Genomic DNA, 15,139 nt, shown 5'->3' with positions numbered 1-15,139 from the left:
TCGAGATCGCTCCAACTAGCGGCCGTATAATCTTCCTCGTAAAGCTCTTCAGCCGTCTCGATAGCCGGCCAAGGCTGTTCGCTCCACCGTAATGCTATACGCTTTCTCCAGCACTTCGCTGCTTTCGCCGTCTACGACGGCAATTGCCTTAAGCGTTACTTCCCCGATAGGCAATGCAATCGATTCCGTATAAAGCGTACTGGAAGAGTCAGGCGTGCTTCCGTCCAATGTATAATAGATCTCCGCAGCTTCGATCTCGTGAGTGAGCGTCACTTGCTGCGGATAGAGATACGCGCCCGATTCCAAATCAGCGCTTGGCAAGGTCACATCTAACGGCTCGGCCGACTTGGCGTAGATTTCCACCTCGACGAGCCCGCTTCCCCAGCTGTTGCTAATGGCATTGTTGTTGACGCGTCTTACCTCGTTCACTTTGAGCTTCACGTACCGATAACTGCCGCTTAGCTTATCGGAATTGAATCCTGCCCATGTATTGGCATTGTTGTCGACGAGCTCCGTCCAGTTCGTATGATCGGTGGAGCCGTAGATCTGATACTTATGGTACATTTCCGAACCGTTGTATAGCCTGTAAGCTACGTCGATTCGAGATAAGTCGTAGATATCTCCCAGATCTACCGTGTATTCGTAAGGACCGACTAACCCGCCGAAGAAATGGGTCGAATCGCCGGAAGTCCTTAAATTGTAGGCAATGCCGTCATTGGCGTTTTCGATCCCGCCCACCGAGTCATTGTTCGTGATTGTCGCGCTCTTGCCTTGCGATACGAGCTGTACCTGCGGGAACTGCACGCTTCCGGTCGTCGCATTCAGTTTCCAGCCCGTCGTGTACGTAATCGAAGCTGTTTGCTCCGACTCGTCGAACGAAATCGGCAGCCACACGTAACGCGAGTCGGACAGCTGTCCCGAGCGCCATCTGTCTCCCATGTAGACGTACGAATTTTCACCAGATTCATTGACTAATTTCATTATGTTGGTCGGCTGGCTGTAATACGTGCTGTTGTTGCCGAACGTGTATTTCTCAAGAATCAAACCGTTTTCTTTGACGGGAGTCCAGCCATTCGGATCTTTAAGATCCGCCGTATAGCTGATCGTTCCTTGGTTAGGCAGCCATCCCGATTGACCCGAGGCAGCCATATAGTATCCGTCATCGCCGCGCACGACCGCAGGCGCTTCCCGTCCTACATCGTTGTAGAAGCTGTACGATTCGAATTCGACTGATTTCGTTGCAGGGTCGCTGAAGTCGTAGGTCGTAAAGTCGACGTCCGTATACTCATCGTTGAGTCGGTGAACCCTCATGGAATGTCCTTCCGCCGATACGAGATAAGCCGTGCCGTCATCATCGGCGAATACCGTGAAGTCGCGCGATAAATAACCCATTTGAGTCTCATCGTTCTGCACGCTTGTCGGAACCGATACCTTCACGCCGCTCGTCTTGTAATATTCCGAATCGGAGAAGATGCCGCCGTCGCTGCGCCAGTTGCGCAAAGTGCCTCCCGGACGCCAATGCCCCAGGAACGTGTACGGTCCTGCCGGAGAATCCGCGGTCGCTACCGCGATTTGACTGCTCGCGTAGCTGTTCGCCGTTTCCCAATGGCCATAAAGAACGTATTTACTCGTTTTTTCGTTGTAAAGCAGCTTCGGGCGCTCCCATTTGTTATCCAACAGACCGAATTCCGCGCCTTCTACCGTTTCGTTGAAGGAATCGATAATGTCGCCTTCATAAGTCCAGTTGACCAAGTCGCGCGATGAATATAATGCCACGGCGTGGAAGACGGCGCTGTTATGAATCTTGTTTTCTCCCACCCAGTAATAGATCGGCTTGCCGTCGCCGGCAGTCTGCTGCAGGAAACCGCCGCCATGGGCTTGGATCGGATTTCCTTCGGTATCGTACCACGTTTCCCCTACCGGCACGCCAGCGGAGGAATAATCAACCACATTGCCCGGCTGAACGGTCAGAGCCCATTTGAAAGCTTCTTCGATCTGCAGCACTGCGCGGTCTACGGTCCACTGCGTCGCGGAATTATCCGCCAATACCGCCTCCGCGTTTTCAAGCGCACGCGTAATCTTTTTCCAAGTTGCGTTCACATAATCGGCTTGCACCGTATCTTTTTTGTCGTCGTATTTTGCCTGTAGCGCCGATTTATCGATATGCGGGGTTCCATACACCGACAGTTCGATAATACCGTCGGCCCAAGTCGCGACTTGTCCGTTATGCACGTTAATAATGTTGCTTACGGTTAAGCGGACATACCGGTAATAGCCAGCGTCGGTTATCGGATTCGTAACGAAGCCGACGACATTGTTGGCCGATCCGTCAATGAGCTGCGTCCAGTTCGACTTGTCGGCGCTGCCTTCCAGCTTGTAGCGATAGACGGCGTCCGAACCGAGCACCACGCGGGTCGTCAGATTAATTTCGGACAACAAGGCATTTTGCTCCAAATCAATGACGATATTGTAGCCAAGAGCGCTATGCTGAACGCGCGGCGCTGTCGCCAAGTCAGATCCGTCCGTCACTGCTTTCGCATCAAGTCCTTGCGAATCGGTCGCATTTTTCCCTAGGGAGAGATATTGTCCCGCCTGAACCGGAATCATCCCGTGGACAGGATCCAGATCCAGCTGCTTGAACCAGTCGGCTGTCGCAATCCCGTTATGGAACACCATAGGGGCCAACCTCGCATATGTGCCCATCGGATCCTTATAATTGGTTGCATACTGCGCTCCCCAGTGGAATCCGTTCTGAGCGTAGGCGACTTGTCCGCTCGTCCCCGTCCACTTCCCTACTCCATTGGCTTGGGTAGCGAAGGATGAACCATTCCCGATCGGGCGCAGCGGCGTCCACTCCCCGTCTAAAGAAACAGCTGAAGCGTATTCGCCCTGGCTCGGATACCAGCCGTTGGCCGTAGAGCCGAAGAAATAATAACGTCCTTCGTGCTTAACGACAGTAGGCGATTCTTTATGCTTATCAATGAAAACCGTATTTACGATTTCAACGGGCTGCTCCCAATCCGAGTCCAATTTGAGAATCGCGATATCGCTGTTATTGCGCGTGGCGAACAAAATATACGCCGTTTGGTCATCGTCCACGAAAATCGACATGTCCCTCGAATCGTTGTCAAACGGACGGCCTCTGTAAGTAGAAGCAAAGTCGCCGCCGCCCGGAGTGACCGAACCGATGAAAATGTGCGCCCTCGTATAGCCGCTGCTTGCTTCCTCGTGGGCGGTCAAAATCACTTTGCCCGTATTCGGATTCCATGTATACCCGGCGCCTTCGACCCGCATATCCTCGAAAGAACCAAGCAGGCGATCGTTTCCGTACGTTCGTCCATCGATTCCCGTCATCTCGTAGATGCCGGTCGTTACAATGCCCGTTTCTTGGTTGGTCGATGCTCTATACGCATAGTTGTACCACGTATCGCCGACTTTCACCCCGTAGGTATCGCCTGCGCCCAGACTGTCCGCTCCGGTATAGTTGTTCTTCTTCTTCGTGATTGCCGAAGGATCGTACGAGAACGTATGCACCGTATTGGTATCGGCAAGTCCCACTTGGGCGCCGCCGCTGATCGCCTTGACGGTATAGACGTAATCTTGATCTGCTTCGAGACCATAATCGTCCATCGTATCGCCCGTCGTCCGATTGATCCATTTATTGCCCCGATACACTTCGTAATAGCTTGCTCCCGCAATCTCCGGCCAAGAAACTTTGACGTTATTTACCGTTGTCTGGCCGTCCAATCTGAACGCGTTCGCCGTAGCCGACCACTGGCTGCCGTAATAGTTAACGGTCACGGTTTCGCTGCTGTTTCCGTTCGGAGCTATGGCGGCCGCTTTAACCGTCGCGCCGCTTACCACTTCAAACGGGCCCGTATACGGTGTGCTCTCCAAAGTAGGATCCGTTCCGTCGGTCGTATAATAAATAAACTTGTTGCCTGCCGGATGAGAAATCGTAACGGGACCATAGATTTGTCCCGAAGCAGGCGATATTCGAGGTAAAATATTCGTCACTCTGTACTCGATAAGATCTTCCTGCGTGAGAGCTTTGTTGAAAATTTGGTAGTTATCGATCAAGCCCGCGTAATATTCGCCCGACCCCCAATTGCCTTTCCCGATCTGGAGAATGCCGCCAGTCGCCGTCAAAATATTCGTCAAGCCGTAGCTGCTTGCCACCGTTGATTTAAGCTCGCCATCGATGTAAATTTTACTGTCGGTCGCCGTGAGCACCACATCCACATGCTTCCACTCCGTGCCGCTGCTTCCTTGCGCGCTCGCCGGACGCGTGCCGCTATTAGAGTAACGTTCCACGGTTAAGGAAGACGTCCCGTCAATAATGGCAACGTAACGCTCGTTCTGGTACGTCTGCGCCGTCGTGTTCGGGGCGGCGAAGAACGTCCAGCCGCTGCCTCCGGCCGTCTTGCTGTCATAAGAAATCGTCAGCTCGCTAAGTCCGGCAAGGAGCGGCGATCCATCGGTTTTGGTTGCATTCAGCCAGAAGCCGCTGCTTATATTGGCCGCCTTGCCGTTGCCTTCAAACGAATCGGCATAACTTGCCGTGCCTTGAGCAGTCGCTTTCGCTCCTCCCCCCACAATCCCGTTAGTTGCGTCGTCGAAATTAAAATTGGCAATGATCATATCGCCGGCATCATATGGCGGTACCGTTACGTTGTAGGACTGGCTGTAATCAAACCAATTCATCGTCAACGTTACATCCTTTGGAGTCGTGCCCTTTGCAGGGCGCGTCACCGTGCCTGTGCTTGCGTCGATCACAGCGTTGTCGCTTGAGGTCCAGGTCAGATTGTCATCGCGAACGAGCGATAGATTGCCGCGAACGACCTGACCATCTGTCAGTTGCTTCAAAGCGAGCAAGTCGTTCCATGCGAAGCTCCGAATTTCACTCGCCAAAACAAGCGCGTCATCCCCATCCAGAACATCGTTGAACACGCGAACATCGCGGTAGTGCGAGTCCAGATTGGAGAAGGTACTGATCGTGCGGTTGAGACGGAATTGCCCGTTGCCGATCTCGTCGGCCCCGATTCCGTTCGATGCTACCTCCGCTGCCTTTACCCCGTCAACCCAGACAATCAGCTTGCCTGTGCCGACCGTACCATCCAGTGAAATGGCATAGTTGTGCCACATATCGACTGCCGGCGCCGGGAATGACGCCACTACGGAATCCGTCCCGTTCCGCTTCAGGACGACGGCGGCCGTGCCGGCGCCATAGTAAGGCCGGAGCGTGATATTGGTATCATTGCTAGCGCCATAGGAAAAAAGCGTGTTTTGCGCAGTAGTTGTACGCGTCTGCGTCTTGTTCAGCTTAATGTCCAGCGAAAAAGACAGTTTTCTTCCCGTTACGGGTGTTCCCGGATTGGTCCCCGCTATATGTCCATTATTCGCATTCCCCGGATTCACTAAGGAAACATAATCCGTGCGCCAGACTACTTCGCTTCCGCTCAAGCTCTGGCTCGCATTAAGCTTGTTCGTATATTGATATGTACTATTGAGCGGGTAATGTGCCACCATGCCCGCCAGCTCGTCCGCTTCGGCCGCGCCGACTTCATGCAGCGGCGGCAATGTGCTTAAGAATATGCTCAATATGAACAGCATAAGCATTTGCCTTCTAAGCTTTTTCCCAGCATTTTTCCATCGTCCAGATTTCATAATCATTCTCCTCGTTTTGTTTTTTCCCCGCGAAGGCCGGGATTTTGATTACTGAAGCTTACCTCCAACACTCAACTGAAAGCGCTTGCAAATATAATGCTAGCAAATATGCCATTCGCAAATATAGTGAATATATAGAAATTGAATATACAAATCTTACTTTTCGCGAATGAACAAATGAGGCACGAGTGAACAATGCCGTTGAACTTTTTGTTGACTAATGCTGATTATATAGGATGAAGAGTTGTCATTCGTTAAAATGTTGGTAATAGTCAAACCGGGTCATATGAAAGGATGGATTTGGTGACAGAAAATAAAGATGTTAACGAAGGTCTAGTAAAATCAAGGGTTTTCGGGACATCAAAATCGGCGTCAATTAGATTATAGTTGTTTAATCGAGACGACTTTAAGTTGTGCCGCGGTAGATATCTCGAAAATAAAGTTGTTTAATCAGAGGCATGCAAAATGCCCGAAATGAAAATAAAGTTGTTTAATGAAATTGGCAGTTGGTTCATCATACCGCCCAAAAAGAACAAAATGAAAAAGTCCCAACCTTGCAATGAGAAAAGTTGGGTACTTTCAATTTTATATATTTTAGAACCAAGTACAATATATGCTTAGTTTTTTATAAGATCTACTACTACTGACTCACATGAAGCTTTATCTTATAGATTTTTTCAAAAAAGACGTTGTTGACCACATCGGCTTTAAGCCACAGTCACAATCCTTCGACAGGGTTAAGATTAGGGCTTTACGGTGTCAGAAAGGCCAACTGCAGGCGCAGGTTTTTCCTTGAAAAAGATTAAAGCGCACTAGCATAATGAATACGGCTGTTGTCCAAAATCATAGCTATTTTTCCGCTCGGATAAGCAGAGAGAAGATCCTCTAGAAACCGAAAGAAGGCGACCACACCAGCTTTTTCTTCTTCCCGATGATGTACCTGTCCAGTTTCATAGTTAATGGCTCCGAACAACTTCTCTAGTGTTTACCGTACGTTGGCACTTTGCACCCCGGACAACCACCTAAACTTACAGACGAGCAGCGTAGTCAACTCGCGGCGATGTTTTTGGTTCTCCATCGATTGTTGCCTTCTTCAGCCGATTGTGGGCAAGGAGCTGCTGCCCATCCGTTATGCGTTAAACGATCCCAATCCAAGTCCCCTCAGAAACAATGTCCTCAAAGACCAAGAGTCAACCTAAACCACTTAACGGTTGTCAAACAATTTATCCGCGGTGAGCTGGATGTGCGTTCTAAAGAGCTTGACCGCAAGATCGCTGTTGCGGCTAATAACAGCATCAGCTAATGCCTTATGTTCAGCACGCCCATCGCGAACTTGCTGTTGCAGGGGCGAACAATGCCGATAAAATTCACTCAAATCCCACAAGCGCCTGCAGATATCTAACAGAATCGGATTGGGACATGCGGCGATAAGCTCGTAATGAAATTGACGGTGGATCTCGGACCACTCTTCACTAATGACAAGCTTGTCATTTGCTTCCTTGTACTCGGCTGTCTGCGATAATTTGTGGTGAACGGCAATTACATTGGATTCCCATGTAAGATCGCCACAGGCGATGGATAGGCGTAAGGCTTCGGATTCATTAATCGAACGCGCCCGTACGATGTTATTCAGTTCTTCTTCCGACGCCCTCTTCACTGAGAATCCGTGGTTAGGGTTTTGCAGGACGAGGCCTTGAGTCGCCAACCGGGTCAGTGCTTCTCGAACGACAGCAACCGAGACCTCGAAACCTTTGGCTAATTCCGAAACGGTTAATGGAGAACCTGGTTCATATTGTCCGGCCAGAATATCGGACTGCAATTTCTTCGTGACATTCTCGCTTAAAGTAGACGAACCGTTTCTTTTGGCCATGCAGCCAGCACCATCCTTCATGCACATTAGGATTACACACATTTTATCTAGTTTACACCTAAATTCACAAAAAACAAAGGGAAAATTCAATAATCTAACAACTAAACGATTCGTGTTTACAGAATCGATTATTGTGTATATAATCGAATTTGCATCGACAAAAAGGAGGAATTTTACAATGAATAACAATCCATTAGCCAAATTACCGGAAGTCGCAGCCTTTCAGGTGGTAAGTAACGACATTATCGAGGGCCTTCCCCTACCGCCACAGCAGTACTCAGGTATGTCAGGTGTGGAAGGCGCCAAAGATCTTTCACCCCATTTGAAATGGTCGGGTGCACCCGATGGGTCAAAGAGTTTCGCCGTAACCGCATATGACCCGGACGCCCCAACCGGTTCGGGATTATGGCACTGGGCCGTCATTAACATCCCTGCCAGCGTCACCGAACTTTCGACCGGTGCAGGTGACGAGTACGGCAGCGGCTTACCGAAAGGCGCCCTGCAGCTGCCGAACGATTTGAGGCTCCAACGGTTTATCGGTGCGGCGCCCCCAGCGGGACACGGTCCTCATCGGTATTATTTTGTCGTTCATGCGCTGGATGTCGAGAATATCGGCGTCGACCCTAACGCCACGCCGGCGCTCTTAGGATTCACCATGCTGAGCCATACGCTGGGGAGAGCCGTACTCGTGGTAACAGGAGAGACCAAATAATCCAAGTCATTTGAGGTCATAGGAGACGATGACATGAAAAAAAGTGAGCTTCGACATGTGACACAGAACGACCCGCCCCCTCAAAGCGTATGCCCCATGTGCCAGAAGCCCATGAAAATTTTGAAGCATACGATCATTTGCGGCTGTGGGAGCAAAATCAACAAAATGGGCGTTGAGCACCGTCCTAAAGGAATGAGGCGTACCTATGCAAACCCATACAAGCATTCAAAAGAATAACGGGGAGTTATTACTTGTTTTACTTGTCTTTACACTCATTATCTCTGTCATGAATGCAACTATGTTTAATGTTGTACTTCCAACGATCAGCGATCAGTTTCAACTCTCACCATCGAAAGTGAGCTGGATCATCACGGGATATATGATCGTATATGCAATTGGCTCGGTCACTTACGGAAAATTGACAGACAGATACAGTTTGAAGAATTTGTTGACCTTTGGTCTGATCCTTTTTGCCATTGGATCCGTTGTCGGTTTGGTGGCTGCCCAATATTGGATGGTCATTGCGGGGCGGATTGTACAGGCGGCTGGCGCATCGGTCATCCCGGCGACTGCTATGATCGTGCCAGTTCGTTACTTTTCACCCGAAAGGCGCGGTCGTGCGCTCGGTACCGTCGCAATCGGGTTTGCACTCGGTTCGGCACTCGGTCCGATCATTGCTGGGATGGTGAGCAGTACGTGGAACTGGCGGGTACTATTTGTGATATCGCTATTATCGTTGCTTACGCTGCCCATGTATCGAAAATATTTGGAGGATGAAAAGGGAGCCGCCGGCAAAATGGATTTCATAGGCGGATTGCTTTTGGCGGGCACAGTAGCCATTCTTCTACTGGCTTTAACAAACGTTAATATTTGGTTCGCCTTGGCGGGTGCTATTTCTTTCGCTCTTTTCTTATTACGTATACGCTATGCCGCAGCTCCGTTCATCAACCCGGCTATATTTCGAAACAAACCGTTTTCATTCAGTCTAATGATGACTTTCGTTATGATCGGGATCAGCTTTGCTATTCCATTCATTACACCTCAGCTGCTTTCTTCTGCCAATCATTTATCACCGGTGCTCATCGGGATGGTTATGCTGCCGTCAGCCCTAATGGCTGCACTATTGGGTCGTCGAGGCGGCAAATTAGCGGATGAAAAGGGAATTCCGTTCCTGGTGTATACAGCGTCAGCGCTTCTTATTATCGGCTTCATCTGTTTGTCTTCAGTCGTTGGCATGTCGCCAGTCTTTATTGCGGTCTTTCTTATTTTCGGCGTCCTGGGTCAATCGTTCATGCAAATTGCGATGTCAAATACCGTTTCACGAACGCTATCACAAGAGCATCTGGGAGTAGGAATGGGATTGTTCACCATGATTACTTTTATTTCTTCGGCTGCATCAACAGCTGCGATCGGCAAGATCCTGGATTTCGGCACATCGACCTTTCACATAAATCCAATTCCTCACAATAGCTCCACTTTCGTATACAGCAACATTTTCCTTGCACTTGCCTTTCTGGTCGTTGTGATGGCCACATTGTATTATGTACAATTTAGGTGTGCAGCCAAAATAGCTAAGGACGAAAAACCAGATCGCACATCAGTTACTTCGTGACCTGAACGCCAGGATTAAATACATGTCCATTCTTGCCGAAAAGCTTAACAATATTGTAAGGGAGCATTCTCAAAAGGGTCAATCTCGTAGACGGCTATCTTTTCTGGAACCTCTGCTTTAGCCAAAAACGACCAAGCAGGCTTATGACTGCTTGGTCGCTTTAGTTTTCCATCTCATCTTTACTCTCATAGCGAAACACGAGCTTTTGATCCGCAGTGCACGTCCAAGTATCTGCCTCCGCGTCGTTGTTGGACCAGTTTTTTGGCGTGGCGTTAATGCCATCTTTATTCGCATACATAGTAATCTGACCATCATTCACTTTGATATTATTCGTTTCGATGCCTCCTTCAATAGGAGCAATCAGTTAAAGCCCGCTGATTGTTTCAAATGCTTTAAATAACGGGCACGGATCAGTAGAAAGTACAGGAATTGCGCGGCAATTTGGGTTTTGCTGTGTTTTTTGATCATCGTATACTGAGAACTCACGTCGTCATACCATTAAACAACTTTATTTTCTGCAACCCCTATATCAAGCGACTCAGATTAAACAACTCTATTTTCCGTTAAACAATTTTATTTCGAGTTAAACATCTTTATTTTCGCTCACCAGATACACCTGAACTTGACTGAAAACATTTCGTTTGTAATCAAACTGTAATATTTCTCTCAGGTAGGTTTCATCTTGCGCCTATATACTAATCCCATGACCCCCCTTATTATATATTATCTCTTGTAGCCTGCGGCTTCGTGCCGCAGGCGTCTTTTTTTAATCCGCCTCGTTATCATAGGAATAGGATGTAAAAAACCGCCTAACGTAACCTGTGAAAAGTTACGAAGACGGTTTTTGGTCAGATCTATTTTTACGAATCACTTTGTGTTGGCTTCTAAGAAAGGCAACACAGCGTTCCAGAAATTGGGATCCTGCTCGGATGAGCTATGACCTTTTGACTGCACGAACAATGTCTCGATGGTACCCGTCGGCAGTTCGCGCTGTAGTTGCTTCAAGTCCTCCGAACGGATGAAATCATCGCCCTCCGAATGAATCATCAGTACCGGGGTTTTCGTTTTCATGCCTTTCGTTGTGCCTGCCTTCGCTGAACTGTCCCTCGCATGTTTCTCTAATACGGTTTTAATATCAGCTTCCTTGAACTGCTGCCTCGTAATGCCTGCGCGAATAAGCCATATCGAAGGTATCGCATAAGCGAGCGGGAAGATCGGCATCTTCTTTCTTCTGAGCTCGGCCTTCAGCATCGTATCGAAGCGAACGGGCATTGAATCGGTCACGACGGCGGATACATCCGCGCCATGATCCAATGCGAGCAGCGCGCCGAAACCGCCAAGCGAATGGCCGAGAACAGCTACGCGCCCGGCATCGAGACCGGTCGTTCCCTTCGCTGCGGCGATAGCCGCCAGCATGTCGTCGCGGAACATAAGCGCCGACGGCGCTTTGATCGATTCGCTGTTCCCGTGGCTGCGCGCATCGTACATGAATATAACGAAGCCCGCTTCATATAGCGGTCTCGTATAACGTAGCACGCGCGTCCGGTTCGATCCCCAGCCATGCGCCACAATAACGACCGGCAATCCTGCTTCGCCTGACTTGCTTAGCGTAGTCGGCTGCAGCAGCCAGCCTTCGATGCGTGAGCCGCCGCTTACGAACGATAGCGGCTGCCATTTTGTCGCCACATCAGGCGACTCAACATTCGCCAGCTTGCGCGGCTGCTGGCTCTTCGCGCCAATGCTCCAAATGACGTATGCCGCCGACGCCATAACAATAACGACAACCATGACAATCCATACTTCGGCTCCCATACGTATGGCCTCCGTCTATTGATCCAACTGACGAACGGCTTCCGCGAACAGCTTCGCCCGTTCCGTCACTTGATCGAACTTGCCTTCTCGAACCCATTCCAGGTTAATAAGCTTGCCGCCCATCCCAACCGCATTCGCTCCGGCTTTGAAGTAATCGGCAATGTTGTGCAGATCCACTCCGCCTGTCGCCATGATCGGAACTGAATCCAAAGGACCGCGGATTTCCTTCAAATAGCCGACTCCGAGCGTCCCCATCGGGAACAGCTTGACCGCCTCTGCGCCGGCCTTAACCGCCTTCACGATTTCCGTCGGCGTCATGACGCCGGGCCAGACAGAGATGCCGCGCTCGCGTCCGAACGCGATGACTTCCTCGTCCAGGTTGGGAGAAATGATGAATTGCGCGCCAGCGTCAACGGCTTGCTTCGCAAGCTCCACGTCAAGCACCGTTCCAGCGCCTACAGCCGCCTTGCCATCGAACTTGTTCCGCCACCGCTCGATCATCGCTGCCGCGCCGTCCGTATTCATCGTAATTTCCATCATATGAATGCCGCCGTCGATCAAAGCTTGAGCCGCATTATCCGCGTGTTTATTTTCAATCCCTCTTAATATAGCCACAATTTTGTGCTTAAGCAGCAAATCAAGCATTTCGCTCATCGTTCTTCCTCCGCTCTCTATTCAACTATTCCCAGAATTCACGTAAAATCCGCAAAAACAAGTTCGGAAACGGAAGGGTATCCATATCCTCCGGCCCAATCCATGCATATTCCTTAGGCAGCTCTTGCTCGGCTACAGCAAGTACTGTATTAGCGTAGGCTTGAGAGTCTTCAGAGGTTATACTGCTTCCCGTACCGGCAGCACTATTACCGAACGCTGAAGGCTGGCCCTCTTGATCCATATACCCGCTTGCCGCTTCGGCAGCAATGCCGTAAGCTTCCGCCGTATCGGCCGTTAGGCCTTCCCCGCCCAAGTCAGTCAAGTAAACGCGCATCTTCCAATGTATATGGCTGAATACGTGATCGGCATCCATGAACCAGCGGCGCGGGCGAATGAGCAGCCCGGTCTCATCCAGCAGCATTCCGCCAAGCTCGGCGGCCAGCGCCTCCTGCTCCTTCGGCATATCCTCGTTCAGCAATCCAGACTTGTCCTTGGATAGCAGCAGATGCGGAAGCTCCCACATTTGCGCCAGTAGTCCAGTATCCGGCCGTCTTCTTACGAGCACCTTGCCCGCATTCGACCCGCTTCCGAGCACGATTGCGGCAACGCGCTGCTCTGGCCGCGGAGGCTTGGCCTTCGTCTTAATCGGCAATTCGCCCTCCCGACCTTCCAGCCTGCCCTTGCAATGCTCCATCACCGGACAGGTCAAGCAGCCCGGCGACTTCGGCGTGCAGACGAGCGCGCCTAGCTCCATTAACGCCTGATTAAAGTCGCCGGCAGCTCCTTCGGGAATCAGCGACACCGCCAGCTTCTCAATAGAAACGCGAGTGGCTGGTTTCGCAATGTCATCCTCCAAGCAGAAGTAGCGCGACAGCACCCTCATAACGTTGCCGTCTACCGCCGGCTCGGGGCGGTTGAACGCGATGCTCATGATCGCCCCGCTCGTATACGGACCGACACCTTTCAGTCCGGCTACCGCTGTTTTGTCATCAGGCACAACGCCTCCGTACTTTTGAACGACCTCTCTAGCTCCTGCCTGCAGATTTCGCGCACGCGAATAGTAGCCAAGACCTTCCCAGCACTTCAGCACCTCTTCCTCAGGTGCTGAAGCCAGCGCTTCAGCGGTCGGGAACTTGTCCATGAACCGATTGTAATAGGGAATAACCGTATCCACCCGCGTCTGCTGCAGCATAATTTCGGACACCCATATCCGGTAAGGATTGCGGTTCTGACGCCACGGCAGATCGCGCTTCTGACGACGATACCAGACGAGCAGCTCGCGGCTGAAATATGAACTTGCTTGCTCCATCTCTGTCACTAGCTTAAATCCCCCTTTTCATGATGTGTTGTGCGCTCCTGCTCCGCAGTGGACTTGCCAGATGCGCTTGACTTTGCAATACGGCGATATTGAATAGGCGAAATGCCTGTGTACCGTTTAAAGAGTCGGGACAAATAATGATTTTGCATCCCTACATGACGGGCAACCTCGGCGATCGGCTCTGCCGTCTCCGCAAGCAGCTGCTTCGCAAGCGCCAACCGGCGATTCGTCACATATTGGATCGGCGAGCAGCCCATCATATTTTTGAACGAGGTAATAAAATAGTTTGGATGCAGGAAAGCAACCTTAGCCAGCTCTTCAATCTGAATGTTGCGGTCCAAATGCTCCTCAATGTAAGCCACGACTTCATTCCATTTGATATCGGGGCTCTCGATGCTCTGCTGCTCCTTCTGGCTGTAGCTCTCCTCGAAATATAAGGCGAGAAGCTCCAGCAACACCGCCTTCATCCTAAGCTCGCGAGTCACGCCTTGCGTCGTTTGGAGCTGGATGAGCTTCATGAACAATTGCTGCACATACTCGTCATCCTTAATCTCTATAAAAGCCGGCAATTGCTGCAATTCAATGAACTGCATATCCGCCGGATCCAGACGATAATGGCACCAATAACGTCCGAACGACTCGTCGCCCTTCGTCCCGAACGATTGCACCTTGCCGGCCGGCATCAAAAACAGCTTACCGCGCGTTGCGCTATAGCTGATCGAATCCATCTTTAGCCAACCCTCGCCCTTATCTACATAGCAGAAGCGGTAGAAGTCAGGCTCTCTGTTATTCTCACACCATCCTACGTTGCTCGTTGAATAAGCCGTCATAAGCACGTCGGCATGAATGCGATTTAATTGATTTTGCATAATGGTTGCGATTGTCGGGTTCATTGTTTCTCCTGTTGTCTATACCGCAAATAACCCGGATAGGAAAGAACGGGCAAATGATTTTGGCAGTAAAGTATGTATAAGATGTTTATACTTTGGTATATTTTTAGATATAGCTGAAAGACTACCTATCTATTATACGGATTTACGCAATAAATGCATATGAATGTTAACGAATTGGCAATTGGAAAGTATAGAGAGGGGATATACAGCATGAGTAAACAACTTCAAAGGATCGCTATCCTATGTAAAATAGCTGTTGCAGTGGCCTTGCCGCTTGCACTGGCGGCTTGCGGAGGCGGGGATGATAAAGGAGCCGGCCTTCGAGATGCGCCGCCTAAGGTTGCGGCTGTCTACAAAGCGAACTGCGTCAGCTGCCACGGTACCGAGCTGCAAGGACGCATGGGGCCGGTGACGAACCTGCAGGAGGTTGGCGCTCGAATGGAAGCAGCCGATATTGTAAGCCAAATCGAAGAAGGCGAAGGCTCAATGCCGCCGTTCAAGGAGCGACTAACCGCGGAGGAAATTAACGGGTTGGCCGAGTGGCTGGCGGGGAAGAAATAGTTGATAAGGCTGAATATCAAAAAAAGAGGCTTGGCACTCG

Annotated in this window: 10 protein-coding genes; 3 read left to right on the top strand and 7 right to left on the bottom strand. The window is 50.4% G+C overall.

What is annotated here, in order from left to right; genetic code table 11:
• Positions 1 to 48: 48 nt before the first annotated feature.
• The 3 genes from AC1DF0_RS09830 to AC1DF0_RS09820 all read right to left on the bottom strand — a co-directional run bounded on the left by AC1DF0_RS09830 (position 49) and on the right by AC1DF0_RS09820 (position 7,537).
• On the bottom strand, positions 49 to 5,667 hold the full coding sequence (locus AC1DF0_RS09830) for a chitobiase/beta-hexosaminidase C-terminal domain-containing protein (protein ID WP_477573812.1): 5,619 nt from the start codon (positions 5,665 to 5,667) through the stop codon (positions 49 to 51).
• Positions 5,668 to 6,469: 802 nt separating this feature from the next.
• The gene (locus AC1DF0_RS09825; RefSeq protein WP_477573811.1) at positions 6,470 to 6,640 is read right to left on the bottom strand and encodes a transposase; all 171 of its coding nucleotides are present in this window, start codon (positions 6,638 to 6,640) and stop codon (positions 6,470 to 6,472) included.
• Positions 6,641 to 6,871: 231 nt separating this feature from the next.
• The gene (locus AC1DF0_RS09820) at positions 6,872 to 7,537 is read right to left on the bottom strand and encodes a GntR family transcriptional regulator (RefSeq protein ID WP_477573810.1); all 666 of its coding nucleotides are present in this window, start codon (positions 7,535 to 7,537) and stop codon (positions 6,872 to 6,874) included.
• A gap of 178 nt (positions 7,538 to 7,715) precedes the next feature.
• Between AC1DF0_RS09820 and AC1DF0_RS09815 the strand changes: the two genes are divergently transcribed.
• Both AC1DF0_RS09815 and AC1DF0_RS09810 read left to right on the top strand, forming a co-directional pair.
• Positions 7,716 to 8,249: a YbhB/YbcL family Raf kinase inhibitor-like protein gene (locus tag AC1DF0_RS09815; protein ID WP_477573809.1), complete on the top strand. Its 534-nt coding sequence runs from the start codon at positions 7,716 to 7,718 to the stop codon at positions 8,247 to 8,249.
• A gap of 205 nt (positions 8,250 to 8,454) precedes the next feature.
• Positions 8,455 to 9,861: an MFS transporter gene (locus tag AC1DF0_RS09810; RefSeq protein WP_477573808.1), complete on the top strand. Its 1,407-nt coding sequence runs from the start codon at positions 8,455 to 8,457 to the stop codon at positions 9,859 to 9,861.
• An 867-nt stretch (positions 9,862 to 10,728) separates the two neighbouring features.
• Here AC1DF0_RS09810 and AC1DF0_RS09805 read toward each other — a convergent pair.
• Genes AC1DF0_RS09805 through AC1DF0_RS09790 form a run of 4 tightly spaced genes read right to left on the bottom strand, consistent with a single transcriptional unit; the run spans position 10,729 to position 14,538 of the window.
• Positions 10,729 to 11,673, bottom strand: coding sequence for an alpha/beta hydrolase (locus tag AC1DF0_RS09805; protein WP_477573807.1), 945 nt, complete (start codon positions 11,671 to 11,673; stop codon positions 10,729 to 10,731).
• A gap of 15 nt (positions 11,674 to 11,688) precedes the next feature.
• On the bottom strand, positions 11,689 to 12,327 hold the full coding sequence (locus AC1DF0_RS09800) for a bifunctional 4-hydroxy-2-oxoglutarate aldolase/2-dehydro-3-deoxy-phosphogluconate aldolase (RefSeq protein ID WP_477573806.1): 639 nt from the start codon (positions 12,325 to 12,327) through the stop codon (positions 11,689 to 11,691).
• Between the two features lie 25 nt (positions 12,328 to 12,352).
• Positions 12,353 to 13,636: an A/G-specific adenine glycosylase gene (gene mutY, locus AC1DF0_RS09795; RefSeq protein WP_477573983.1), complete on the bottom strand. Its 1,284-nt coding sequence runs from the start codon at positions 13,634 to 13,636 to the stop codon at positions 12,353 to 12,355.
• Positions 13,637 to 13,644: 8 nt separating this feature from the next.
• On the bottom strand, positions 13,645 to 14,538 hold the full coding sequence (locus AC1DF0_RS09790) for an AraC family transcriptional regulator (RefSeq protein ID WP_477573805.1): 894 nt from the start codon (positions 14,536 to 14,538) through the stop codon (positions 13,645 to 13,647).
• Positions 14,539 to 14,748: 210 nt separating this feature from the next.
• Here AC1DF0_RS09790 and AC1DF0_RS09785 point away from each other — a divergent pair, with 210 nt between their 5' ends.
• Entirely contained in the window at positions 14,749 to 15,099 is a 351-nt protein-coding gene (locus AC1DF0_RS09785; RefSeq protein ID WP_477573804.1) for a c-type cytochrome, read from the top strand.
• Positions 15,100 to 15,139: the final 40 nt, after the last annotated feature.

It is taken from the genome of Paenibacillus sp. 05T425 (genome assembly GCF_056396205.1).
Note: the sequence above shows the minus strand (reverse complement) of the source record. Positions and strands in the feature narration are given on the sequence as shown.

What these genes read in the sequence shown, in the direction of transcription:
- mutY (WP_477573983.1), bottom strand. Translation starts at nt 13,636, where the DNA reads ATGGAGCAAGCAAGTTCATATTTCAGCCGCGAGCTGCTCGTCTGGTAT.
- AC1DF0_RS09805 (WP_477573807.1), bottom strand. Translation starts at nt 11,673, where the DNA reads ATGGGAGCCGAAGTATGGATTGTCATGGTTGTCGTTATTGTTATGGCG.
- AC1DF0_RS09790 (WP_477573805.1), bottom strand. Translation starts at nt 14,538, where the DNA reads ATGAACCCGACAATCGCAACCATTATGCAAAATCAATTAAATCGCATT.
- AC1DF0_RS09815 (WP_477573809.1), top strand. Translation starts at nt 7,716, where the DNA reads ATGAATAACAATCCATTAGCCAAATTACCGGAAGTCGCAGCCTTTCAG.
- AC1DF0_RS09785 (WP_477573804.1), top strand. Translation starts at nt 14,749, where the DNA reads ATGAGTAAACAACTTCAAAGGATCGCTATCCTATGTAAAATAGCTGTT.
- AC1DF0_RS09800 (WP_477573806.1), bottom strand. Translation starts at nt 12,327, where the DNA reads ATGAGCGAAATGCTTGATTTGCTGCTTAAGCACAAAATTGTGGCTATA.
- AC1DF0_RS09810 (WP_477573808.1), top strand. Translation starts at nt 8,455, where the DNA reads ATGCAAACCCATACAAGCATTCAAAAGAATAACGGGGAGTTATTACTT.
- AC1DF0_RS09830 (WP_477573812.1), bottom strand. Translation starts at nt 5,667, where the DNA reads ATGAAATCTGGACGATGGAAAAATGCTGGGAAAAAGCTTAGAAGGCAA.
- AC1DF0_RS09820 (WP_477573810.1), bottom strand. Translation starts at nt 7,537, where the DNA reads ATGGCCAAAAGAAACGGTTCGTCTACTTTAAGCGAGAATGTCACGAAG.